The sequence below is a fragment of the Type-A symbiont of Plautia stali genome, from assembly GCF_059731155.1.
Genome location: NZ_AP035891.1, coordinates 2,676,664 through 2,696,655 on the forward strand (window position 1 = coordinate 2,676,664; position 19,992 = coordinate 2,696,655).

Here is a 19,992-nt window from a genome sequence, read left to right on the forward strand (position 1 = left end):
TTATATTATAACATTACATGAGAGCATTATTATGAAACCGAACATTCATCCGCACTACCGTCCTGTGGTGTTCCACGACACCACCGTCGACGAATACTTCAAAGTCGGCTCAACGGATTCAGACCGATTGTACCATCCAGTTTGAGGGCGAAGAGCTGCCGTACGTCACGCTCGATGTGTCGTCGAAGTCGCACGTTTACTACACCGGTAAACAGAAAGAGTTTGCCAAAGAGGGCAGCGCCGCACGCTTCAACAAGCGTTTTGGCAGCTTCCTGACGCACAGCAAATAACCGGAGTTCAGCCACATGCAAGTTGTCAGTTCATTGCGGTCTGCCAAGACCCGTCACAAAGATTGCAAAGTCGTGCGGCGTAAAGGTCGTATTTATGTGATTTGCAAAACCAACCCGCGCTTTAAGGCGGTGCAGGGAAGAAAGAAAAAACGTTAGGAAAGTGTCGTGATAATTGGCCGGGATGCTCCCCGGCTTTTTTTTACTTCATACTGTGCAGCAGAGTTTCCACGTTGTGCTTAAACGCCGCCTCATAGGTGGGCGCCGGCCCGCTGGCCGCTGACAGCGCTTCCGGATAAAGCTCGCCACCGGGTTGCGCACCGGTCTCACTGGCGATCTGTTTCACCAGACGCGGATCGGTCTGATTCTTCATAAAGTAGGTCGTGATGTGCTCCGCCCGGAGCTGTTTGATGATAGCGGCGACATCGCTGGCGCTGGCTTCCGCTTCGGTTGAGAAGCCCGCCGGCGCGAGGAATGTCACGCCGTAGCGCTGGCCGAAGTAGCCAAAGGCATCATGGCTGGTGAGCACCTTGCGTTTACTTTGCGCCACGCCGGCAAATTCACTTTTGGCCCAGCTATCCAGCTTCTGCAACTGCTGAATATAGCGTTCACCGCTGTGACGGATGTCGGCGGCATCGTCCGGATCGGCTTTGATCAGCGCGTTCATCACGTTGGTGGCGTAGATCACGCCGTTGTGCATGCTGTTCCACGCGTGTGGATCGGTGATGGTTTTGCCATCCTCCTCCATTTTGCGCGTATTGACGCCGTTCGAGGCAACCACCACCGTGCCCTTGTAGCCGGACGCGCTAATCAGCCGGTCCATCCAGCCTTCCATGCCCAGCCCGCTGACGAACACCACATCGGCCTGCGCCAGCGCCTGGCTATCCTGCGGCGTGGGCTCAAAGGTGTGCGGATCGCCGTCCGGCCCCACCAGCGATTTCACCTTAACGTGATCGCCGCCGACCTGTTTAACGATGTCAGCCAGCACGGTAAAACTGGCTACAGCATCAACGGTTTTTGCCAGCGTCAGCGGGCTAATCAGCATCGCGCCAATCGCCAGACTCAACGGTAACTTCTTCATACCTATCCCCTTATCATCTTATTATCGACGGCGCAGCAGGCCGCCACATGGTCCTGTCAACACAGACAGCAAAAAAAGTACGGCCGCACTCAGTACCACCGCCGGTCCGGCAGGCAGTGCATAGTGCCAGGAGAACAACAGGCCGATAAAGGCGGCGATCAGCGCCAGCAGCATGGCAATCGCCAGCATGCGCGTAAGGTGACGGCTCCAGAAGCGCGCGCTGGTGGCGGGCAGCATCATCAGCCCAACGGACATCAGCGTGCCGAGCACCTGAAAACCCGCCACCAGATTCAGCACCACCAGCGTGAGGTAAATGCCGTGCACCAGCGGTGCGCTCCATTTCCCCTGCGCACGCAGAAAATCAGGATCAAAGGCATCAATGACCAGCGGCCGGAAGATCACGGCCAGCATCAGCAGGGTGAACGCGGCGATGCTGCCAACCAGCACAATCGCGCAGTTATCCACCGCCAGCAGCGAGCCGAACAACACGTGCAGCAGATCGACACTGGAACCGCGCAGTGATACCAGCGTGACGCCGAGCGCCAGCGAACCCAGATAGAAGCCGGAAAAGCTGGCATCCTCCTTCAGGTGGGTGTAACGGCTGACCGCACCAGACAGCAGCGCCACCGCCAGCCCGGCAATCAGGCCGCCAATGCCCATCGCCACCAGCGACAGGCCGGACACCAGATAGCCGATGGCGGCGCCCGGCAGTACCGCATGGGACAGCGCATCGCCCACTAGGCTCATACGGCGCAGCGAGAGAAAGACGCCGAGCGGCGTCTCACTGATCGCCAGCGCCATGCAGGCCACCAGCCCCCGGCGCATAAAGCCAAACTCAATAAATGGCTGGAGTAACGTCATGACGCCACCCGACACAGCCGCGGTTGCTGCGCACTGTCACGCTCATCCAGCGACAGCACGTCACGAAAATGGCGCGCCACCAGCAGCTTGTCGTGCAGCACCACCAGCAGCGTGGTGCCCGCCCGCTGCTGCTGTTCGAGAATCGACATCAGTAACGTTATCGTCGGCGTATCAATGCCGTTGAAGGATTCGTCCAGCAGCTAGAGCTGACTGCGCTGGAGCATCAGGCGCGCAAACAGCACGCGCTGCAACTGCCCGCCGGAGAGCATCGCGGGCTGCGCAGTGGCGAAGTCGCGCATCTGCACCGCCTCCAGCGCCGCATCAATCTCCTGGCGCAGCGCACGCGTGATGCCACCGAACCAGCCCAGCGCTTTTCGCGGCAGCTGCAGTTCACAACGGCCGGCCACTGGCGGCAGCAGTCCGGCGATTGTCTTGAGCAAGGTTGATTTGCCCGTACCGTTGGCCCCTACGAGTGCCGTCATACTGCCGGCTGCCAGTTCGCCATTAACCACCGGCGTCACCGCCCTGCCCTGACAGCCGCCCTGCAGACGATGAAAACGCATCATTGGTGCAGGCCCCAGACGCTGGCTAAAGCCAGCAGGCTACTCAGCAGTAGCGCTACCAGCAGGCGCCCGCCGAGCGAGAGAAGTAATCCACTGTGATTCATGATACGCAATACAAAATGTTATAACATAACAATATGTTACCTGATGGCGTCATCGCGACGCGCGGACGAAAGTGTTTCAAAAGTTGATCAACGGCGTAAACGCCTGTGCGATTTGTGCCATCAAGCCAGCGCCCATCGCAGCAATCGCCCTTTCTGTTTACCAATGGCTTGCAATGTCCGGGCTGAAAGCCAATGATAGAACTCTCCTTGCTTTTTACGGGATGCAGAATGCAGTCTATTATTCATAGTGATATTGATGTGAATGAGGATGATTGCGGCAAGTTACGCCAGATTATCCAGGGGAATATTCTTAAAATAGCTTAGGACCTTGCCGGCGATTTACAGTAGTATTCTCAATACGCGCAATTAGTTCCAAACAGTTTTACCATTATTTCCATTCAGCCCGTCGGCCACAAACGATTTCAAATGCTTTACGATTTCACGTGGGATTTATTTAATCACTGTTTTGATTTAAATGAAACCTTTACCCAACGTGAAGAAGTTTTGTTCCAGACAATGCCCGGTGCACTGGTGTTTGAGGTGATAGACAATACCCGCCCGTCACCGTGCGACGAATTGTAATATTTAGTAATTGGGTGAGCAAAACTAATGATTGTGGATTATATTTAAAAGGTCGCTGAATTCTTTTTATTCGTGATCGCTCCTTGGTAGCTTTTCCAAATCTCGCCGCGTCGCGGTAACTGTGCTCGCTATGGAGGGAAAAAATGGACGAATACTCACCGAAACGGCATGATATTGCCCAGCTTAAATTTCTGTGTGAGAACCTGTTTGACGAAAGTATGGCGACGCTAACCGACAGCCATCACGGCTGGGTTAATGATCCCACTTCGGCAGGCAATTTACAGCTCAACGATTTGATTGAGCATATCGCCTCTTTCCACGATGAATTACAAAATTAAGCATGTTGAAGATTAAGCGCTGATTACGCAAATCGATGAATATCTCGATGATACCTTTATGCTGTTTAGCAGCTATGGAATCAATACGCAGGATTTTCAACGGTGGCAACGTTCAGCAAAACGCTTATTTAATCTGTTTGCCGAAGAGTGCGCTTATCTCCAGCAACCCAGCCTTAACCAAAACAGACTATTTGATGCGACTGCGTCGTTGTCGCTCAATTGACACCTTTGAACGGGTGATTGAAAAGAACAAGTATGAATTACCCTATGATGAGTTAGCGGTATTCTACTCCGCAGCCGATCACCGTCTGGCCGAGCTGACCATGAACAAGCTCTATGACAAAGTGCCCGGATCTGTCTGGAAGTACGTCCGCTAAGTTTTCTCCCCGCAGGTCGTTTCGTTACTCACCTTTATTTCCACGGATGACAGGCAGGCAAAGGAGTGCCGATACGGTGCTGTGCCGTATTGCGCGCAGGGATTTTACATGGGCAGAAATGGTGGAGGCCCTGCCAGCTACATCCCGGCACACGCGTCGCCTGCTGCGGCTGCTTCCTTCCGGACCTGACCGAGTTCACAAGTTAGCGTTACGGGAGAACCAACAGGGCTCCCATTGACGAGCTCTCATGTTGAGAGCGCTGGCATTATCGGGGAAGCCCCTGGCAATTGCAAGCGCAGGCCGGGCAACCGTTGGTTTCTTGAACAGACCGGCGCCAAAACCCTGCTGATAGCCGCAATCGCATGCTAAAGTGGCACTTTTCCCGCAGACAAGGTGCGCCAGTGAGTGAACCGAGCAATTTTTCCGAGCGCGTCTGGCAAATTGTTGCCGCTATTCCTGCCGGTAAAGTGATGACCTACGGCGATGTCGCGCTGCTGGCCGGTTCACCGCGTCCGGCACGTCAGGTTGGCGGAGTGCTGCGGCGCCTGCCGCCAGGCAGCAAACTGCCGTGGTTCCGCGTGATTAATCGGCAGGGTCTTATTTCGCTACAGGGCGATGATCTTTTTCGCCAGCGCGATGCGCTGGAAGCCGAAGGTATTGAAGTGAGTGATGCAGGAGAAGTTGAACTGGCGAAGTATCGCTGGGAGTATTAATGCTGACAGGCCGCACTCCCTTTAAGGCGCGGGAATGGCGCAGCTTACGTAACGCGCTGTCTCCCGCTTCAACTTACAGACTGGTTGGTGCCGGCACGGAGGCTGACGGCGTAACCTGAGTTGGCGACGTCGAAGGCACAGTGGTAGCAGCGCCCGGCTGGGTTGGCATCGCCATATTGGTCACCGGTACCAGTAGCAGTTCCGCTTTCGTTCCACCCTGATTAATCACCGGTTTCACCGTATCGGTAATAAACGCCAGCTTGCCGTCGATGGTGATCGCTGCGCTCAGCAAAATGCGCGCGTTGGGCTGGATATCGGCCGGGTTAAAGGGCAGCACAAACTGGAACTGTGCCTGCTTGCCCTCGGTGCGAACCACACGCTGTGACAGCACTTTGGATGGCGCGTCCGCCAGTGACGCATCGGCCAGCGTCACGGTCAGCACCGCATCCGGCGGCAGCGCAATACGCTGGCGAATATAGACGGAACCGCTTACGTTTGGCTGGGCAATCGCCGACGGCTGCCCGGCCACGCTGGCGCCTAAAGTTGGCGTCGGCACGGGTTTACTGTGATCGGCACAGCCTGTGATTGCCACCGCCAGTGTCATACCGCTAATTACATGCCAGAGTTTCATCGATGTCGTCTCCTTATGAACACTATGATTGTCGGCGGTAAATTTATTGGCTGGGTTTTCAACCGCCGATTGCTGTTAATTCTGGCACAAAAATCCGCTTTGCGCCTGAAGCCCCGCCATCCTGCTGAAAACCGGGCAAAAGCGTTGCGCAAACTGGTCGGATCTTTCACACTGACGCCATTGGCATCACTGAGGAATCCGTTATGAGCCAGGCACTGCACAACCTGCTTAATTTACTGAATCTGGAAAAACTGGAAGAGGGCCTGTTTCGCGGCCAGAGCGAAGATCTCGGCCTGCGCCAGGTGTTTGGGTGTCAGGTGGTGGGTCAGGCGCTGTATGCGGCAAAACAAACCGTGTCGGAAGCCCGTATCATTCACTCCTTCCACAGCTACTTTCTGCGCCCGGGCGACAGCCAGAAAGCCATTATTTACGATGTGGAAACCCTGCGCGACGGTAAAAGCTTCAGTGCCCGCCGCGTCAGCGCCGTACAAAACGGCCAGCCGATCTTCTACATGACCGCCTCCTTTCAGGCACCGGAAGACGGCTTCGAGCACCAGAACAGCATGCCGCAGGTGCCGGGACCCGATAACCTGCCGTCCAAGCAGGATCTCGCCCACCGGCTGGCTGCGCACCTGCCGCTCAAGCTGAAAGAAAAATTCCTCGCCGAACGCCCGCTGGATATCCGTCCGGTGCAGATCCACAATCCGCTGAAAGGTCACGTTGATGAGCCGCTGCGCCAGGTCTGGGTGCGTGCCAATGGCCAGTTGCCGGACGACCGCCGCATTCATCAATACCTGCTGGGCTACGCTTCCGATCTCAACTTTCTGCCGGTCGCGCTGCAGCCGCATGGCAAAGGCTTCCTTGAGTCGGATATGCAGGTGGCGACGATTGATCACTCCATGTGGTTCCACCGTCCATTCGATCTCTCCGAGTGGCTACTGTACAGCGTGGTAAGCACCTCAGCGTCGGGCGCGCGCGGCTTCGTGCGCGGTGAGTTCTTCAGCCAGGACGGCACGCTGGTGGCGACGACGGTGCAGGAAGGGGTGATGCGTCAGCGCGAAGCATAAAAAAAGGGGCGATTATCTCGCCCCTTTCTCATCATTATAGTTATAGCGCACTGCTCTTCTGCCAGCCGGCACTTACTGGTTGTAAGCGTTCTCGCCGTGGCTGTTCACATCCAGACCTTCACGTTCCTGTTCTTCCGGTACGCGCAGACCAACAATCATATCTGCCAGCTTGAAGCCGATGAAGGCGACCACGCCAGACCAGACGATGGTCTGGCCACAGCTGAACAGCTGTACCCAAACCTGATGACCCATGGTCACGCCTTCTGCGTAGCCGACGCCACCCAGTGACGAGGAGGCAAACACGCCGGTCAGGACACAACCGAGGATGCCGCACACGCCGTGCACACCGAACACATCGCACGGGTCATCCACGCGCAGCCATTTCTTCAGCGTGGTCACACCCCAGATACCTGCCAGGCCACCGGCCAGACCGATAATCAGTGCGCCGCCGACGCCGACATAACCACAGGCTGGCGTGATGGCAACCAGACCGGCGATAAAGCCGGAAGACGCACCCAGCAGCGAAGGCTTACCGCGCAGCGCCCACAGCACTGCACCCGCAGTGGCCACCACGGTATTCAGGAAGGCCAGCGCCGCGATTTCGTTAGCGGAAGACGCAGAGCCGGCGTTGAAGCCGAACCAGCCAACGTACAGAATCGCGGTACCGGTAAACACCATGGGCAGGTTATGCGGTTTGAACGCTTCTTTACCGAAGCCAGCACGTTTGCCTACCAGGTAAGCACCAACCAGACCCGCAACGGCGGCGTTGATGTGCACCACGGTACCGCCAGCGAAGTCCAGCGCGCCATCCTGTGCCAGGAAGCCGCCAGCCCACACCATATGTGCGATGGGCAGATAGGCCAGCGTCAGCCACACCAGTACGAAAATCAGTACCGCAGAGAACCGAATACGCTCAGCCAGCGAACCAACAATCATCCCCACGGTAATACAGGCGAAGGAAGCCTGGAACGCCATGTGAATGTACTGATAGAAGCTGCCCATCACCGCTTTCAGCTCGATATTTTTCAGCATCGCCCACTGGAAGTTACCGAAGAAGGCGTTGCCTTCGCTGAACGCCAGCGAGTAGCCGTAGACGATCCACAGTACGCACACTAACGCGAACGTTACCGCGACCTGAGTCAGCATCGACAGCACGTTTTTGCCGCGAATCAGGCCGCCGTAAAACAGGGCAATGCCGGGAATTGTCATGAACAGTACCAGCGCGGTACAAATCATCATAAACGCGTTATCGGCTTTATCCGCCACGGCAGGCGCAGCTGCCATCGCAAGAGACGGTAACAGCGCTAGGCTGGTAAGGCCCAACTTAGTCATTACTTTATTCATTTCTTTCCATCCCATCACAATTCAGAGCCCCAGTTACAGTGCTGCTTCGTCGGTCTCGCCGGTACGAATACGAATCACGCGCTGCAGTTCCGCGACGAAAATTTTGCCGTCGCCAATTTTGCCGGTGTATGCAGCTTTGCTGATCACATCCACCATTTCATCCAGCTGATCGTCCGCAATCGCAATATCGATTTTTACTTTTGGCAGGAAGTTAACGCTGTACTCGGCACCGCGGTACAGTTCTGCATGGCCTTTCTGACGACCGAAGCCTTTCACTTCGGTCACGGTCAGGCCCTGAATGCCAATGGAGGATAAGGCTTCACGCACGTCCTCCAGCTTAAATGGTTTGATTACCACGGTAACCAGCTTCATACGTTCCCCTCCGGATATAAAAATAGGTGAGTCTTCGCGGACACGCATAGAGTTAAGCAAAGGCTGTGCCACAAATGGCAAAAGTGGGCGCTAAGGCTGCCGGGCGCAGAGTATCGCGCTCCGGTATGGCGTAACGGGCAAGGTTTTCATTCGGAAAAACAGAAAGGTGGGACTTTACTGCACTCATTTGGTGCTTACGGCCTCAAAGGAGTGCATCAATACAGAACATTCCGATAAATCTGCGCAAAAAAGGTGCAAATCACCCCTCTGCCGTTGCGGGTATGCCCGCCGCGAGTTCATCGCCAGCCTGCTGCAGCTGGTACATCTGCCAGTAACGGCCCTGCTGTGCCAGCAGTTCGGTGTGTGTACCGCGTTCGACCACCTGACCACGGTGCAGCACCAAGATCTGATCCGCTTCGGTGATGGTGGAAAGACGGTGAGCAATCACCACCAGCGTATTGTGCTGGCGCAGCGTGCGCAGCGCCTGCTGAATCGCCTGCTCGGTGCCTGAGTCGATATTGGCAGTGGCCTCATCGAGGATCAGAATCTGCGGCAGCGACACCAGCACGCGTGCCAGCGCCAGTAGCTGCTTCTGCCCGACCGACAGCGTGTTCCCCTGCTCACCGAGCCGGGTATGAATGCCGTCGCGCATCGTGCGGGCCAGCGGTGCCAGCTGCACCTTCTCCAGCGCGCGCCACACGTCCTCTTCGCTGATATCGCGCCCAAGGCGCACGTTGGCCAGCAGCGTATCGGCCAGTACCACCGGATCCTGTTGCACCATCGCCACGCTGCCGCGCAGCGCATTATGCGTCAGCTGGCGCAGCGGGCGGCCATCCAGCTCAATGCTGCCGCGCGTCACCGGATAGTAGCCCATCAGCAGATTGGCTAAAGTGCTTTTACCGCTGCCGGTGTGGCCGACCAGTGCCACGAAGCCGCGCGCCGGCACTTCGAGATCGATATGGCTGAGCACGTCGCGATTGTCGCGGTAGGCAAAGCTAACATCGCGCAGGGTGATACGTCCGGAAGCCAGCGGCTGAGGGTCACTGCCGTAGCCCTGCTGCGCCGCATCCATCAGTTCAAAAATACGCTCGCCCGACACCACCGCCTGCTGCAGCATTGACTGCTGCGTGGTGAGCTCGATTAGTGGCTCGTTAAGGCGGCCAAGATAAGTGATAAAGGCGTAGAGCGCGCCAACCTCAAACACGCCCGGCGTGGCAAAGCTGAACAGCATCAGCAGACCGCACAAAATCAGTGCAGAAAACAGGCTGAGCAGCGGACGCAGCAGAAAGCCGTCCAGTCGCAGCGTCTCCATCCGCGCCAGATAGTGTGAACGGCTGGCTTCGCCCATGCGTTCGCCAAAGCGCGCCTGCTGGCGAAACTGCTGGATCACACTCATGCCGTTAATCACTTCGTTAAAGCCATTGTTGATCTCGGCCAGATAGCTACGTACGCGGCGCGCAATCGGCGTGCTGTAGCGCTGATAGATCAGCATTACCGTTAACACCAGCGGAAAAATCACCAGCGCCACCAGCGCCATACGCCAGTCAAGCGCAAACATCGCCACCAGCATCACGCCAATCAGCGCAGCGCTGCGCAGCACAGTTGCCACCACCGTGACGTAAAGATCTTTGATCACTTCAGTATCGTTGGTGACGCGCGAAATAATCTGCCCCACCGGCTGGGTGTCGAAGGCACTGAGCGGCTGACGCAGCGCCGCATTCATCACGTCGACACGCAGCTGCTGCACAACACCAATCGCCGCGCGGTTAAACAGCAGCGCCTGGAAATAGTGCAGACCCGCTGCCAGCAGCTGTAGCAGCACAAAGCCCACCAGCAGCCCGGCCACGATGCCCCACGGCATCTGGTGTTTTGCCACCAGGTTATCGATAAAATAGCTGACCAGCACCGGACCGGTGACTTCGGCAGCGGCAGCGATCCACAGCATGCCGACGGCCAGCCACAGCGGTTTGCGCCACGGTTTACCGTAGGCCAGCAGGCGTTTCAGCGTTGGCCATAAGCGTTGTGATTTAGCCATGGTCGGCTCCCTGTTCTGACTCGTCCTCATCTAGCGCGGCTTCCAGCTGCTGATAGCGATACATATCGCGATACCAGCCCGGCTGCGCCGCCAGCGTATCGTGATCGCCGCGCTGTGCCACAGCGCCCTGCTGCAATACCAGAATCTCGCTGGCTTCGGTCAGCGCCGACAGCCGATGCGCGCTGATGATCAGCGTGCGCCCTTTCCCCCACAGGCGCAGGTTATGCAGGATTTCATGTTCGGTACGGCCATCAACCGCCGACAGCGCATCGTCGAGGATCAAAATCTCCGCGTTGAGCAACAGCGCACGCGCAATGGCGATGCGCTGTTTCTGCCCGCCAGAGAGCATGACGCCGCGCTCGCCCACTTCGGTAGCGTACCCCTGTGGCAGACGCAGTATGTCATCGTGCACGCAGGCCATCTGCGCCACGCGCTCAATCTTTTCCTGCGTTGCCTCCGGGCGGCCCAGTGCCAAGTTATTCGCAACGGTATCGGAAAACAGGAACGGCGTCTGACTGACCACCGCCAGCCGGCTGCGCCAGCTGTCCAGCCGCAGCTGCGGTAGCGGAATGGCGTGATAGCAAATCTCGCCCTGATCGATATCAAAATGGCGCTGAATCAGGCTCAGCAGCGTACTTTTGCCGCAGCCGGTAGGCCCGCACAGTCCAAGCATCTGCCCGGGTTGCAACTGAAAATGCACGTCGCTCAGCACCGGCGCGCTGCTCGCCGGATAGTGAAAGGCGCGGATCGCCACCTGCAGCACGCCCGCTTCCGCCGGCAGTTGCTGCTGACCATCCTCAACCGCAGGCGCTTCCGCCAGCAGCGCACCAATACGGCTCCACGCCGCGCTGCCGCGCTCGACGATGTTAATCATCCACGCCAGCGCCAGCATCGGCCAAATCATCAGCCCTAAGTACATGACGAAGCTGGTGAGCTGCCCGAGAGTCAGTGAACCGTGCCACACCATCCAGCCGCCACCGCCAATCGCCAGCAAATTCGAAAAGCCCACGGCGATATAAATGATGGGATCGAAGCGCGCATCGACGCGCGCCACGTGCAGATTTTTGCGGCCGGTGTCGCTGGCGATATTCGCAAACTGGCTCGACTGATGATCTTCCAGGCCAAAGGCTTTGATCATGCGGATGCTGGTCAGGCTCTCCTGCGTTTGATCGTTCAGGCTGGAGAACGCCGCCTGCGCCACTTTGAAGCGCTGATGCAGGCGCGCGCCGTCTTTCTGGATCACCAGCGCCATAATCGGCATGGGAATCAGCGCCAGCAGCGTCAGCTCCCAGCTGATCTGCACGCTCATTACCGCCAGCACGACCAGCCCCATCACCAGCGAATCCACCAGCGTCAGCACCCCTTCACCCGCGGCAAACACCACGCGATCGACATCATTGGTCGCGCGCGCGATCAGATCGCCGGTACGGTGGCGCAGGTAAAATGCCGGATGCTGGCGGCTAAGTTGCCGGTAAAAATCTTCGCGCAGCTCCACCGCCAGCTGGTAAGAGGCGCCAAACAGCAGCACGCGCCAGACGTAGCGCAGCAAATAGACAATCACTGCGGTCACCAGCATCACGCCGATCCACAGAAAAATTTCGCCGCGCGTCAGGCTGTGATGGGTAACGCCGTCGACAATCACGCCGACCAGATGCGGAGGCAGCAGCTGCAGCAGCGCAATGATAATCAGCAAGCTGATGGCGCCCAGATAGCGCCGCCACTCGCGCAAAAAATACCAACTTAACTGGCTGAATAATCGCACAAAACAATCTCTTGTGATGCCCGTTCAGGGCGCTACCGGCAAGGCGGTGGTGTATTTAATCTCTTCCATAGCAAAGCTGGAGGTGACGTCAATCAGCCCTAGCACGCCGTTAACCAGACGCTTGTAAAACGCGTCGTAGCTCTTCATATCGGCCACCTGAATGCGCAGCAGGTAGTCGTACTCGCCCGCCATGCGGTAAAAGGACATCACTTCCGGCATCTGTTGTACGACCGCGACAAACTGCTGAAACCAGTCGCTGCTGTGCTGCTCGGTTTTGATCAGCATAAAGGCGGTGAGCGACAGGCCGAGCTTTTCACCATCCAGTAACGCGACGCGCGCCCGAATAATGCCATGATCTCCCAGCTTTTTCAGGCGTTTCCAGCACGGCGTGGTGGTTAGATTCACCGCATCGGCCAGCGCCTGCAGTGATAGCGTGCAGTCTTTTTGCAGCAGCGCCAGCAGTGTACGGTCAGTTTTATCTAGCATTCGCCACCTGAGGAGAAAAATTTTCTCTTATTTGCCGATTATAACCAAATTTTAGCAACCTCTTTTTCCTGCCAGTGCCTTACACTGAGCGCAATCTCGCTGCCGGAATCGCACCATGCAAACGCCCTGGATTCGCCACGCTATCAATGAAATTAACGCCGACTTTCAGCGCTCCGCTGATACGCACCTGATCCGTTTTACGCTGGACGATTTCCCCGGCATTCGTTTTTATCTTAAGGATGAAAGCACCCATCCAAGCGGCAGCCTGAAACATCGCCTGGCGCGTTCGCTGTTTCTCTATGGTCTGGCCAATGGCTGGATTGGAGAAAACACGCCGATCATCGAAGCCTCCTCCGGCAGCACCGCGGTGTCGGAAGCCTATTTTGCCCGTCTGCTCGGCCTGCCGTTTATCGCCGTGATGCCAGCCAGCACTGCGCGGCGCAAAATCGAGCTGATCCGCTTTTACGGCGGGGAGTGCCACTTCGTCGCCGATCCGTGCCAGCTGTACAGCGAATCCGAGCATCTGGCGCGCGAACTCAACGGCCATTTTATGGATCAGTTTACCTACGCCGAACGCGCCACCGACTGGCGCGGCAACAACAATATTGCCGAAAGCATTTTCCGCCAGATGGCGCATGAACCCTTCCCGGTGCCGCACACCCTGATCATGAGCGCCGGCACCGGCGGCACCTCGGCCACGCTGGGGCGCTACATCCGCTATCAGGGCCACGACACACGCCTGCTGGTGGTCGATCCGCAGCACTCGGTGTTTTTCGATTACTGACACCGCCGCGATCGTACCCTGCGCAGCGAGCGTGGCAGCCTGATTGAGGGGATTGGGCGCCCGCGCGTTGAGCCGTCTTTTTTACCGGATGTGATTAACGAAATGATGAAAGTGCCGGATGGCGCCACCGTGGCGGCCATGTTAAGGCTGGAGCAGATTCTCGGCCGGCGTCCGGGTGCCTCTACCGGCACCAATTTCTGGGGCATGCTGCAGGTGGCAAAACGGCTGCGCGCGCAGGGGCAATCCGCCGCGCTGGTGACGCTGCTGTGTGACAGCGGCGAGCGCTATCCGGATACCTATTACAATCCGCAGTGGGTCGCTGAGCAGATCGGCGATATTCAGGCGTGGCAGCGCGAGCTGCAATAAAAAACTGGACATCCTGTCCGGTTCACTGTAAGCCTCAGCATTCAGGGGAATAATCGAGGTGTGGTGTGGTCATCCAGTGATTTAAGTAGTGAGACGCCGCCTGTGTCTCGCAATGGCCAATAATCGGTAAATGGGGCAGCGAGGTTTTCAGCTGATTCATGGCGTTGCCCATGATAAAACCGCGCCCGACGCGCTCCAGCATTTCGCGGTCGTTCATCGCATCGCCAAATGCCATGCAATCCGCCAGCGACAGCGACAGATGCTGGCACAGCCGCGCCAGCGCGGCGCCTTTGTGGCAATCCACCGGCAAAACTTCCAGACACTCCCTGGCGGAGAAGCACAGGCTGGCGCGATCGCCGAGCGCCTGTTGCAGTTCAACCTTCAGCGCCAGCAGCATCTCATACGGCGCGATGAAGCAGATCTTGGTGACTTCATGTGCCGGCATGCGGCGCAAATCACGCAGCTGATAGTGGAACCCGCTCATCGCGTGCGCTTCCAGCAATCCCGGGAGCGGTTTATCGGTAAACCAGCCTTCGTCATTGAAGATGTGAATTGACGCAGGGGTTTGCCAGTGACTGTGCAACACTTCTTCCGCCACCGACGGCGCTAAATCACAGCCGTACAGTTGCCTGTCCTCGACATCGTGAATGCGCGTGCCGTTACCGGTGATCAGCCAGGCGGGCAAGGTGATCTGCTGGCGTACTGCCTGCATATCCAGCAGGTGACGCCCCGTGGCAAACGCCAGTGTAACGCCACGCTGGTGTAAGGCGTTGAGGCTCTGCAGCGTCTCCGCACCTAAACGGTGGGTAGGCAGCAGCAGTGTACCGTCCATATCAAATGCCGCGAGGCGGGCCATAGGCCCTCTCCAGTCTGAATGAGGGTTCACTATCGCCTGGTAATTACGGAACTAATAGTGAATACTTTCTAAAAACTGTTCCGGGTTTAATCATGCGACAGCTTCATCGGGTTAATCAGTTTTAGCGCCTGTGGCAGCTTAGCCAGGGCAAAGCGCAGCGCATCAGCGTTGCGGCCATGGCGCAGCACTGCTTTTGCAGCGAGCGCCACGTGCGTACCCTGCTGCTGCAGTGGCAGCAGGCGGGCTGGCTGCAGTGGCACGGTGCGGCGGGACGCGGTAAACAAGGCGAACTGCGCTTTCTGCTCTCTCCCGAACAGCTGCGTCAGCAGTTGCTCAGCCAGCAGCTGAGCAGCCGGTGAAGCGGTACAGGCGCTGCAGGTGCTAGATATCGCGCCTGAACGGCTGGTGAAAATGCTGCGCCCACTGATGGGCGGCCAGTGGCAGAATCAGGCGCCGGTGCTGCGCATTCCCTATTATCGCGCGATGGAGGCGCTGGATCCGCTGCAGCTCACCGGACGCGCCGAGCAGCATCTGGTACGCCAGATTTTTTCCGGCATGACGCGCTTTAACGCGGATGATGTCGAGGGCGATCTTGCACATCACTGGCAGCACGATGCGCAGGGCCGCGAATGGTATTTCTGGCTGCGGCCACAGCTCAGCTGGCACAACGACGAACCGGTGCAGGCGGCACAGCTGGTCCAGCAGCTGCTGCGTATCATGCAGACGCCGCAGGGCGGCCGCCTGCTGGCGGCGGTGGAACACATCGATGCGCCACATCCGCTGGCACTGCGTATCCGGCTGCGCACCAGCGATTACTGGCTGCCGCAGCGGCTGGCGCATCAGTTTTGCCTGCTGCCGCATCCGGAACATGCCGATACCGGCAGCGGACCGTGGCGCCTGACCCACTTTACCCGCGAGCTGGTGCGGCTGGAGAGCCATGCGCGCTGGCACCATCAGCGTCCGCTGATTCAGATGGTGGAATACTGGATTACGCCGCAGCTGTTCGATCGCGGGCTGGGCACCAGCTGTCGCCATCCGGTGCAGATCTCCATTGGCGATCCCGACGAGCTGGACACGCTGCGGCCGGTGGATCGCAGCATCAGTCTCGGTTTCTGTTATCTGGCGCCGCGTTTCTCGGCTCGCTTCAGCCAGGCGCAGGCCAAAACGCTGCTCGCGCTGATTCAGCACAGCGGCGTCATTCAGCAGCTGCCGCTGGATGAAGGCTTAATTACGCCAACCGCAGAGCTGCTGCCCGCCCCGCACCGCCCGGATGGCGCACTGCCCGCAACGCTGACGCTGCATTATCATCTGCCCATCGAACTGCACGTCATGGCCTAGGCGCTGGTTCCGCTGCTGGCGGCACAGGGCCGTACCCTCACCTGCGTATTTCACGACGTCAAAAGCTGGCGCGACGACATCGATCTGAGTGACGCCGACATCATCATGGGCGACCGTCTGATTGGTGATGCGCCGCAGTTTACCCTAGTGAACTGGCTGGAAAATGATGCGGCCTGGCAACCGCTGCACGCTATCGCCCGTCAGGCCAGCCCGGCACTGCGCAGCGCCGCGATTCATCAACTGTTTCAGCAGCTGATGCGCGACGGCCATCTGCTGCCGCTGTTTAACTATCGCTACCAGGTGTTTACCCCGCCAGGCGTCGAAGGTATTCAGCTTAACAGCATGGGCTGGTTCGATTTCACCCGCGCCTGGATCCCGCCGCCTGCCGCAGGCGGTGCTGTTCAGCCCGCGCCAGAGCCAGTACCATAGGCGCACTGATTTATGGGGAAGAAAACATGAAACGAGCCGTTGTCGTATTCAGTGGCGGACAAGACTCCACCACCTGTCTGATTCAGGCGCTGCAGCAGTATGATGAAGTGCACTGCGTGACCTTTGATTATGGTCAGCGCCATCGCGAAGAGATCAGCGTCGCCGCGCAGCTGGCGCATCAGCTGGGCGCGCGGGCGCACAAAGTGCTGGACGTGACGCTGCTCAATGAACTGGCGGTCAGCAGCCTGACGCGCGATAGCATTCCGGTGCCAGCCTATAATCCGCAGGCCAGCGGGCTGCCCAGCACCTTCGTACCGGGGCGTAACATCCTGTTTCTGACGCTGGCCTCAATTTATGCTTATCAGGTGGAAGCCGAAGCGGTGATCACCGGCGTGTGTGAAACCGATTTTTCCGGCTACCCGGATTGCCGTGACGAGTTTGTCAAAGCGCTGAACAACGCCGTCAGTCTCGGCATGGCGCGCGAAGTGCGTTTTGAAACGCCGCTGATGTGGCTGAACAAAGCGGAAACCTGGGCGCTGGCGGACTACTGGCAGCAGCTGCCGCTGGTCCGCTCGGAGACGCTAACCTGCTACAACGGCGTTAAAGGCGACGGCTGTGGTGAGTGCGCGGCCTGCCACCTGCGCGCGCGCGGCTTGGCCGATTACCGGGCCAATGCTGCCAGCGTGATGGCGGCGATGAAACAGAAAAGCGGCCTGCGTTGATTGCGGCCGCGCTGATTGCGGCCGCGCTGCGGGCTGGCGTGCTGTCAGGGCATGCCAGCTCAGGAAGGCGCGGTCATCAGCGCCGCCAGGCGTTCACGTAACTCCCCTTCCAGCGGCACGGTTTTTTGTGTGCGCAAATCGATGCAGACGAAGGTCAGCGCCGCATCCGCCACCAGCGTGTTATCACCCGCCAGCACCACCCGCTGTAAAATAATGCCGCTTTTGCCGTTGAGCTGCGAGACCTCGATCTCAATGTGCAGCACGTCGCCCAGCACCGCCGGACGACGATAGTTAATGTTGATATTCACCACCACAAACGCCAGCTGCTGCTCCAGCAGCCAGTGAAAGGCATCGGCATCTTCCAGCCACTGCCAGCGCGCCTCTTCCAGAAACTCCAGGTAGCGCGCATTGTTCACATGCTGATAGACGTCAAGATAATAGCCGCGCACTTTGATGGTGGTTTGCATGATTGCTCCTGTTCAGGCTGTGAATGACAACTGGTTGGACCTATTGTCCATAGCACAGCCTGATGGACCGCTTTAGCAATCCTTCAGAGTCGCGAGCCGCTTCACAATTTCAGCCGCGCGCTGTTCCGCTCCACCAGCGCACTGCCAATACCCGGTACTTCTTTCAGCTGCTCGATGGCGCTGAAGGGCCCGTACTGCTCACGATAGCTGACAATCGCCTGCGCTTTTTTCAGTCCAATACCGTTCATGGCGGCGGCCAGCTGCTCGGCCGTGGCCTGATTGATGCTGACCTGCTCCTGCGGCGGTATGGACACCTGCGTCGCCTGCGTTTCACTGGGGCTTTCCGCCGCCGCCAGTCCGCTGGTCCAGAGCGCGCCGCCCAGCGCCAGCGTGATGCAAAAGGCACGAAATGTTGATTTAACCATGCTGTGTTTCTCCTTGTGTTTGACAGCCACTGCAGGGTGGCACAAGTGAGAAACCCACTCAAAAGGCGATGATTAGAAATGGAAAAGGCCGCAGAAGCGGCCTTTTAGTATTGCAGCAGTTTACCTTTTTTTGTGAGGCTTACTGGTTTTGTGCGGCGGCGCCGTACTTAATCTTCGCCTCTTTACGCAGGTTTTCCAGCAGCGCTTCAAAGGCAATCTGCGCGTTGTTTTGCGTCACGCCTTTCACCATTTCGTCGATCTGCGCCTGCGGCATGTTGCCCTGCATATCTTCGCTGACACCCCACGACGGCTTGTTATCCGCTGGCTGTGGCAGGTTGAATGCGGCCTGAGCCACCGGATCCTGCGCGTTGCGATCAACGGTTTTGCTGGCGCTCAGCGTCAGGCCAGCCGCCTGCAGCGCGTCCTGTTTGCCCTCTTTCAGCTCGGTCAGCCTGCCTGCGCTTTGGCCTGCTGCGTCGCTTTGTCATGCTTCAGGCTGTCGGCAATCTGCGCTTTGACCTGATCCAGCGGTTTAACCGCTTCCGGTTTGTGCTCGCTGATGCGCAACACAAACGCCCGATCACCATCGACGCTGATGATGTCAGAGTTGTTGCCCGGCGCGCCGTTCTGACCGATCAGGCCACCGTTGAAGATCGCCTGTTTAACCGCATCGAAATCGAGATCGGCCGGCACGTTATCGCGGGTGATCCAGCCCGTATCCACCACTTTCAGGCCAGATGCCTGTGCGGCGCCCGCCAAGGATTCGTTGTCGTTGCTGGCGGCTTCGCTCACCTTCTGCTGCATCTTATAGAAGGCGTCGACGGCTTTTTCCTGCTTCACTTTATCCGCCACCGCATCGTGCACTTCCGCCAGCCGGTTTAACCTGCTCTGGCTGGATATCGTCCAGACGCACCACCAAGAAACCCACTGAGGACTTGATCACGCCAGACAGCTGACCTTTTTGCGTCAGGTTGGCGTTTTTCAGCTCATCCGGCGTGGTGTTCGGCTCCAGCCAGCCCATGTCGCCGCTTTTACTCGCAGAGATTGGGTCGATGGATTTGCTCTTCGCCAGCGTGGCGAAATCCTCGCCCTTTTTCAGCGCATCCAGCACCGCGTTCGCATCGGCTTCGGTTTTGGTCTGAATGATGCTGTAACGGTTACGCTGCGGCTGTGAATAGTCGGCTTTGTGCTGATCGTACCAGCTCTGAATATCGGCTTCGCTGGCATTCTCCTGCAGGCTGGCCGCATCCATTTTGATGTAGGTGACGCGGAACTGCTCAGGTGCCATAAAGCTGCTCTGATGCTGCTGGTAGTACTGATTGATTTCGTCGTCGCTGGCGGTTTGTTTCGCGGCCAGCGCATTAACGTCAATCACCGCCTGACGAATCTCGCGCTGCTGCGAGACCAGATCAACCAGCTTGCTGGTTTCACCCTTCAGCATGAAGTCGGTATTGGCGATGGCGTTAATCAGCTGCTGCGTCGCCAGCTGCTTGCGCAGCGCTTCGGCGTACTGATCGGCACTGAAGCCCATGCTGGCGATCAGAGCGTTGTATTTCGCGTTGTCGAACTTACCGTTGGTCTGGAAAGCCTGCTGATTGAAAATAGCCTGCTTCACCTGATCGTCGCTGATGCCAATGTGCAGATCTTTGATGTACTGATCGAGCAGCGCCTGATCGATCAGCTGCGACAGCGCCTGCTGGCGCATCTGCTGCTGACGGTTGCGCTCGTTGTTAAACGCCTGTTCCAGCTCACCGCGGCTAATTTCATGGCCGTTCACTTTGGCAGTGTAATCGCTGTTACCGCCAATCAGGTAGTTGCCCACCCCGGTCAGTACGAATGACAGGATGATCAATCCCAGAATAATCTTGAGCACGAGATGGTTCGACGCCGCGCGTAAATTGTCCATTATGGTATGACAACACTCCGCTGTAGTGTGGATGTAAGGCTCTGACACGATGTCATCATCGTGCAGCTGCGGTTCAGGCTGGCAGCTGGCAACCAT

Annotated in this window: 17 protein-coding genes, 1 other RNA gene and 6 pseudogenes; 10 read left to right on the forward strand and 14 right to left on the reverse strand. The window is 57.8% G+C overall.

Annotation, left to right across the window (positions count from 1 at the left end; translation table 11 throughout):
* Positions 1–31 precede the first annotated feature (31 nt).
* Positions 32–290: pseudogene (locus tag AC6I8M_RS14260) on the forward strand (type B 50S ribosomal protein L31).
* Positions 291–305: 15 nt separating this feature from the next.
* Entirely contained in the window at positions 306–446 is a 141-nt protein-coding gene (gene ykgO / locus AC6I8M_RS14265; protein WP_010616859.1) for a type B 50S ribosomal protein L36, read from the forward strand.
* A 43-nt stretch (positions 447–489) separates the two neighbouring features.
* On the opposite strand, the gene AC6I8M_RS14270 is transcribed toward ykgO, so the two are convergent.
* From AC6I8M_RS14270 to AC6I8M_RS14280, 3 genes and pseudogenes are all read right to left on the reverse strand, one after another.
* Complete coding sequence (locus AC6I8M_RS14270; RefSeq protein ID WP_010616858.1) at positions 490–1,368, reverse strand: metal ABC transporter substrate-binding protein; 879 nt, start codon at positions 1,366–1,368, stop codon at positions 490–492.
* A 21-nt stretch (positions 1,369–1,389) separates the two neighbouring features.
* Positions 1,390–2,229 carry a metal ABC transporter permease gene (locus tag AC6I8M_RS14275; protein ID WP_058948832.1) on the reverse strand — a complete coding sequence of 280 codons (840 nt, stop codon included), beginning with the start codon at positions 2,227–2,229 and terminating at the stop codon, positions 1,390–1,392.
* Positions 2,226–2,795: pseudogene (locus AC6I8M_RS14280) on the reverse strand (metal ABC transporter ATP-binding protein). The gene AC6I8M_RS14275 and the pseudogene AC6I8M_RS14280 overlap by 4 nt, the downstream one beginning before the upstream one ends.
* Before the next feature lie 826 nt (positions 2,796–3,621).
* Here AC6I8M_RS14280 and tomB point away from each other — a divergent pair.
* Together tomB and AC6I8M_RS14290 are read left to right on the forward strand one after the other, a co-directional pair.
* Positions 3,622–4,039: pseudogene (tomB, locus tag AC6I8M_RS14285) on the forward strand (Hha toxicity modulator TomB).
* On the forward strand, positions 4,011–4,193 hold the full coding sequence (locus AC6I8M_RS14290; RefSeq protein WP_010616855.1) for an Hha/YmoA family nucleoid-associated regulatory protein: 183 nt from the start codon (positions 4,011–4,013) through the stop codon (positions 4,191–4,193). Before tomB ends, AC6I8M_RS14290 begins: the two are co-directional and overlap by 29 nt.
* 128 nt (positions 4,194–4,321) lie before the next feature.
* Here the strand turns inward: AC6I8M_RS14290 and ffs are convergent.
* Positions 4,322–4,418: signal recognition particle sRNA small type (gene ffs, locus AC6I8M_RS14295), an RNA gene on the reverse strand.
* A gap of 176 nt (positions 4,419–4,594) precedes the next feature.
* On the opposite strand from ffs, the gene AC6I8M_RS14300 reads away from it, so the two are divergent.
* Positions 4,595–4,906 (forward strand): MGMT family protein, encoded by a 312-nt coding sequence (locus AC6I8M_RS14300; RefSeq protein ID WP_010616854.1) that lies wholly within the window; start codon positions 4,595–4,597, stop codon positions 4,904–4,906.
* Positions 4,907–4,979: 73 nt separating this feature from the next.
* On the opposite strand, the gene AC6I8M_RS14305 is transcribed toward AC6I8M_RS14300, so the two are convergent.
* Positions 4,980–5,537, reverse strand: a complete 558-nt coding sequence (locus AC6I8M_RS14305) for a YbaY family lipoprotein (protein WP_010616853.1) — start codon at positions 5,535–5,537, stop codon at positions 4,980–4,982.
* A gap of 24 nt (positions 5,538–5,561) precedes the next feature.
* Between AC6I8M_RS14305 and AC6I8M_RS14310 the strand changes: the two genes are divergently transcribed.
* Together AC6I8M_RS14310 and tesB are read left to right on the forward strand one after the other, a co-directional pair.
* The gene (locus tag AC6I8M_RS14310) at positions 5,562–5,744 is read left to right on the forward strand and encodes a hypothetical protein (RefSeq protein ID WP_153005940.1); all 183 of its coding nucleotides are present in this window, start codon (positions 5,562–5,564) and stop codon (positions 5,742–5,744) included.
* Positions 5,741–6,604, forward strand: a complete 864-nt coding sequence (gene tesB, locus AC6I8M_RS14315) for an acyl-CoA thioesterase II (protein ID WP_010616852.1) — start codon at positions 5,741–5,743, stop codon at positions 6,602–6,604. Before AC6I8M_RS14310 ends, tesB begins: the two co-directional genes overlap by 4 nt.
* Before the next feature lie 72 nt (positions 6,605–6,676).
* On the opposite strand, the gene amtB is transcribed toward tesB, so the two are convergent.
* From amtB to AC6I8M_RS14340, 5 genes are all read right to left on the reverse strand, one after another.
* Positions 6,677–7,948 carry an ammonium transporter AmtB gene (amtB, locus tag AC6I8M_RS14320; protein WP_498013470.1) on the reverse strand — a complete coding sequence of 424 codons (1,272 nt, stop codon included), beginning with the start codon at positions 7,946–7,948 and terminating at the stop codon, positions 6,677–6,679.
* A gap of 33 nt (positions 7,949–7,981) precedes the next feature.
* Positions 7,982–8,320 carry a P-II family nitrogen regulator gene (glnK, locus tag AC6I8M_RS14325; protein WP_010616851.1) on the reverse strand — a complete coding sequence of 113 codons (339 nt, stop codon included), beginning with the start codon at positions 8,318–8,320 and terminating at the stop codon, positions 7,982–7,984.
* A 259-nt stretch (positions 8,321–8,579) separates the two neighbouring features.
* Complete coding sequence (locus tag AC6I8M_RS14330) at positions 8,580–10,355, reverse strand: SmdB family multidrug efflux ABC transporter permease/ATP-binding protein (protein ID WP_010616850.1); 1,776 nt, start codon at positions 10,353–10,355, stop codon at positions 8,580–8,582.
* Complete coding sequence (locus tag AC6I8M_RS14335; RefSeq protein WP_010616849.1) at positions 10,348–12,117, reverse strand: SmdA family multidrug ABC transporter permease/ATP-binding protein; 1,770 nt, start codon at positions 12,115–12,117, stop codon at positions 10,348–10,350. Before AC6I8M_RS14335 ends, AC6I8M_RS14330 begins: the two co-directional genes overlap by 8 nt.
* Positions 12,118–12,141: 24 nt before the next feature.
* Positions 12,142–12,603: an Lrp/AsnC family transcriptional regulator gene (locus AC6I8M_RS14340; RefSeq protein WP_010616848.1), complete on the reverse strand. Its 462-nt coding sequence runs from the start codon at positions 12,601–12,603 to the stop codon at positions 12,142–12,144.
* A 115-nt stretch (positions 12,604–12,718) separates the two neighbouring features.
* Between AC6I8M_RS14340 and AC6I8M_RS14345 the strand changes: the two are divergent.
* Positions 12,719–13,753: pseudogene (locus AC6I8M_RS14345) on the forward strand (PLP-dependent cysteine synthase family protein).
* A 34-nt stretch (positions 13,754–13,787) separates the two neighbouring features.
* Here AC6I8M_RS14345 and cof read toward each other — a convergent pair.
* On the reverse strand, positions 13,788–14,609 hold the full coding sequence (gene cof / locus AC6I8M_RS14350; RefSeq protein WP_498013471.1) for an HMP-PP phosphatase: 822 nt from the start codon (positions 14,607–14,609) through the stop codon (positions 13,788–13,790).
* A 128-nt stretch (positions 14,610–14,737) separates the two neighbouring features.
* Here cof and AC6I8M_RS14355 point away from each other — a divergent pair.
* Positions 14,738–16,376 (forward strand): annotated as a pseudogene (locus AC6I8M_RS14355) (SgrR family transcriptional regulator).
* 26 nt (positions 16,377–16,402) lie between these two features.
* Entirely contained in the window at positions 16,403–17,098 is a 696-nt protein-coding gene (queC, locus tag AC6I8M_RS14360) for a 7-cyano-7-deazaguanine synthase QueC (RefSeq protein ID WP_010616843.1), read from the forward strand.
* Positions 17,099–17,157: 59 nt separating this feature from the next.
* On the opposite strand, the gene AC6I8M_RS14365 is transcribed toward queC, so the two are convergent.
* The 3 genes and pseudogenes from AC6I8M_RS14365 to ppiD form a co-directional block, all read right to left on the reverse strand.
* A complete protein-coding gene (locus tag AC6I8M_RS14365; protein WP_010616842.1) occupies positions 17,158–17,565 on the reverse strand; it encodes an acyl-CoA thioesterase in 408 nt (135 codons plus the stop codon).
* A 101-nt stretch (positions 17,566–17,666) separates the two neighbouring features.
* Positions 17,667–17,990: a ComEA family DNA-binding protein gene (locus tag AC6I8M_RS14370; protein WP_498013472.1), complete on the reverse strand. Its 324-nt coding sequence runs from the start codon at positions 17,988–17,990 to the stop codon at positions 17,667–17,669.
* Positions 17,991–18,129: 139 nt separating this feature from the next.
* Positions 18,130–19,899 (reverse strand): annotated as a pseudogene (gene ppiD / locus AC6I8M_RS14375) (peptidylprolyl isomerase).
* Positions 19,900–19,992 lie beyond the last annotated feature (93 nt).

Excerpts from the sequence above, each read along its gene's own strand:
- ykgO (WP_010616859.1), top strand. The coding sequence starts at position 306 with ATGCAAGTTGTCAGTTCATTGCGGTCTGCCAAGACCCGTCACAAAGAT.
- AC6I8M_RS14270 (WP_010616858.1), bottom strand. The coding sequence starts at position 1,368 with ATGAAGAAGTTACCGTTGAGTCTGGCGATTGGCGCGATGCTGATTAGC.
- AC6I8M_RS14275 (WP_058948832.1), bottom strand. The coding sequence starts at position 2,229 with ATGACGTTACTCCAGCCATTTATTGAGTTTGGCTTTATGCGCCGGGGG.
- AC6I8M_RS14290 (WP_010616855.1), top strand. The coding sequence starts at position 4,011 with ATGCGACTGCGTCGTTGTCGCTCAATTGACACCTTTGAACGGGTGATT.
- AC6I8M_RS14305 (WP_010616853.1), bottom strand. The coding sequence starts at position 5,537 with ATGAAACTCTGGCATGTAATTAGCGGTATGACACTGGCGGTGGCAATC.
- AC6I8M_RS14310 (WP_153005940.1), top strand. The coding sequence starts at position 5,562 with ATGATTGTCGGCGGTAAATTTATTGGCTGGGTTTTCAACCGCCGATTG.
- tesB (WP_010616852.1), top strand. The coding sequence starts at position 5,741 with ATGAGCCAGGCACTGCACAACCTGCTTAATTTACTGAATCTGGAAAAA.
- amtB (WP_498013470.1), bottom strand. The coding sequence starts at position 7,948 with ATGAATAAAGTAATGACTAAGTTGGGCCTTACCAGCCTAGCGCTGTTA.
- glnK (WP_010616851.1), bottom strand. The coding sequence starts at position 8,320 with ATGAAGCTGGTTACCGTGGTAATCAAACCATTTAAGCTGGAGGACGTG.
- AC6I8M_RS14330 (WP_010616850.1), bottom strand. The coding sequence starts at position 10,355 with ATGGCTAAATCACAACGCTTATGGCCAACGCTGAAACGCCTGCTGGCC.
- AC6I8M_RS14340 (WP_010616848.1), bottom strand. The coding sequence starts at position 12,603 with ATGCTAGATAAAACTGACCGTACACTGCTGGCGCTGCTGCAAAAAGAC.
- cof (WP_498013471.1), bottom strand. The coding sequence starts at position 14,609 with ATGGCCCGCCTCGCGGCATTTGATATGGACGGTACACTGCTGCTGCCT.
- queC (WP_010616843.1), top strand. The coding sequence starts at position 16,403 with ATGAAACGAGCCGTTGTCGTATTCAGTGGCGGACAAGACTCCACCACC.
- AC6I8M_RS14365 (WP_010616842.1), bottom strand. The coding sequence starts at position 17,565 with ATGCAAACCACCATCAAAGTGCGCGGCTATTATCTTGACGTCTATCAG.
- AC6I8M_RS14370 (WP_498013472.1), bottom strand. The coding sequence starts at position 17,990 with ATGGTTAAATCAACATTTCGTGCCTTTTGCATCACGCTGGCGCTGGGC.